Annotated in this window: 4 protein-coding genes; 3 read left to right on the forward strand and 1 reads right to left on the reverse strand. The window is 57.8% G+C overall.

Features of this window, described 5'->3' with window-relative positions; translation table 11 throughout:
- Nucleotides 1-637: 637 nt before the first annotated feature.
- On the forward strand, nucleotides 638-943 hold the full coding sequence (locus tag C446_RS17415; protein WP_006674456.1) for a helix-turn-helix domain-containing protein: 306 nt from the start codon (nucleotides 638-640) through the stop codon (nucleotides 941-943).
- Here the strand turns inward: C446_RS17415 and C446_RS17420 are convergent, their stop codons facing one another.
- Nucleotides 944-1,132 (reverse strand): hypothetical protein, encoded by a 189-nt coding sequence (locus C446_RS17420; RefSeq protein ID WP_006674457.1) that lies wholly within the window; start codon nucleotides 1,130-1,132, stop codon nucleotides 944-946.
- A 95-nt stretch (nucleotides 1,133-1,227) separates the two neighbouring features.
- On the opposite strand from C446_RS17420, the gene C446_RS17425 reads away from it, so the two are divergent.
- Nucleotides 1,228-1,656, forward strand: a complete 429-nt coding sequence (locus tag C446_RS17425) for a hypothetical protein (protein WP_006674458.1) — start codon at nucleotides 1,228-1,230, stop codon at nucleotides 1,654-1,656.
- 25 nt (nucleotides 1,657-1,681) lie between these two features.
- Entirely contained in the window at nucleotides 1,682-1,804 is a 123-nt protein-coding gene (locus C446_RS20335; protein ID WP_275039923.1) for a hypothetical protein, read from the forward strand.
- Nucleotides 1,805-1,902: the final 98 nt, after the last annotated feature.

The following is a 1,902-nucleotide window of genomic DNA, read 5'->3' on the forward strand; positions in this document are numbered from 1 at the left end:
TAGACGCTAGTGACTACACCGCGATAGGTCGGAGCTAATTTCGAAAGCGTGCAACGGGCTATAGGTGCGTGCTATGTACGTCATGGTCTCACATCCGTGGGACCGCGGACTCACCGTGCGCGTCACTTCTTGGAAGGGGGCGACGCGCACGGCTGCTGTCCGTCGGCTGGTTACTACGTCAGTGCGGACACCGAATAAGCGATTCCGGGCCGTTTCCGAAATTTCCGAAACTGATCGATTTCGATGAAATTCTGTCTCTCGAGGACTCTCCGTTAGGTTCAGTCGATTTCCGAAAGTTCCGATAATCGGAATCGGAACCGAAATCGGAAATCGGGCGCACTCTCGAGTAGTCGTTCCTCTCTGCGAGCGAGCGAGGGCTTTATTCCCCCGCGGATTGCGTCTTAGCATGCTTCCGTACCTTGGATACGGAAGCCAGCGGGCCGGTGCCCCAAACACCGGGTCCGCGTTTCTCTCGAGGACCCGACCGGGTACCGGCGGGTCCGTCTGGCTTCCGTTAAGATTCCGACTGGAGCGATACAACTTAAATCTATGCAATAGAACTTGCACAGGTAGTAATGAACGTGCAAAGTAGAATTTCATCGGTGCGACTAAGAAAAGATCAACAGAATACGGGGGTATGCGACCCCGGGTGCCGTGGATGAACGAAGTTGACGATGCGGTCCTCGAGTTCCTCCGAGAGCTCGAGATCGACGATCGACCGGTAGCACTCAAACCCGGGGCAGTTCACTACAACCTCGTCGAGGAGTTCGGCATGGTCGACCGAAGTTTGAGTACGTTTTCGCGTCGGATGGACGTTTTAGCCGATCACGGGCTGTTAGAGAAAACGGAAGATGGGAAGGGGTCCCCCTACCGGATTACCGAGAAGGGACGTGCCTACCTCGAGGGCGATCTCGACGCTGAAGAACTCGAAGACGAAGGATAGTTACTGTTCACTATCCATCTCGAGCAGTTGCAGCGTCCACTTTCCGTCTCCCTCGTAGTTGACATGGGCGTGATGCTCGCCGTCAAGCGTTCCATCTTCGTCGAGGATGTCCTCGAGGACGAGATCGTCCTTTGGGATGGTCACACCAGTCGATCCGCCGCCGACTTCCTGCAGTTTTCGAATCGCCATAGGCCGGGCGGCAACCCGTTACCTATTATACCTAATGAATACCCAAATAGCTGAGATATTAGGCGGAACGGGTTCGATCGCTCGCCGTTGCAACAATGTCCGTAGCAACGAGGGCGACTAACGCCCTAAACCGAGAGAACGGTATCGATGCGATCGACAGCGTGCTCGCGCCGCTGTTCGTCCTGGCGACGATCTCCATGACCGAACTGTTCGTCCTCGAGACGGGGACGTTCCCGTTCGACTGGGCGTTCACTGACGCGATCTACGCCGCGCACGGCAGCGAGATCACCTGGGCGTTCGTCATCACCATGATGACGATTCTCGTCGCGTGGCTGTCCAACGGGATCACCAGCTGGGACGACCTCAACGACCTCGAGTCGATGGTCGTCGTGATGATGGTCGCGTTCAACATCCTGATTTCGCTGGTCCCAGCCGTCAACGAGACGGTGACGCAGTTCTGGTGGGTCGGCGTCTTCATGGTGATCGTGAACGCAGCCGGGTTCTGGGTGCTCGCCTACAAGTAACCACCGTAGACCGGAGGTTCACAACATGATTCCTGCAATCTTTGACAACGACGGCGAATGGTACAGCAAAGCGATCACCGGCTACATCGTCACCGCGTCGGCGCTGACCGTGGCGATCGCGACCGCGACGGCTGCGGGGGTGGTCTGAATGTCGGCTGAGGACTCGAGCCCACAGCCCACCGCCGACGACCTCGAGCACGTCGACCTGGACGACGACGGCCGCGCGGCGGACGGGCTGCCGGTCGG

The sequence above is a fragment of the Halobiforma nitratireducens JCM 10879 genome (assembly GCF_000337895.1).
Lineage (GTDB): Archaea > Halobacteriota > Halobacteria > Halobacteriales > Natrialbaceae > Natronobacterium > Natronobacterium nitratireducens.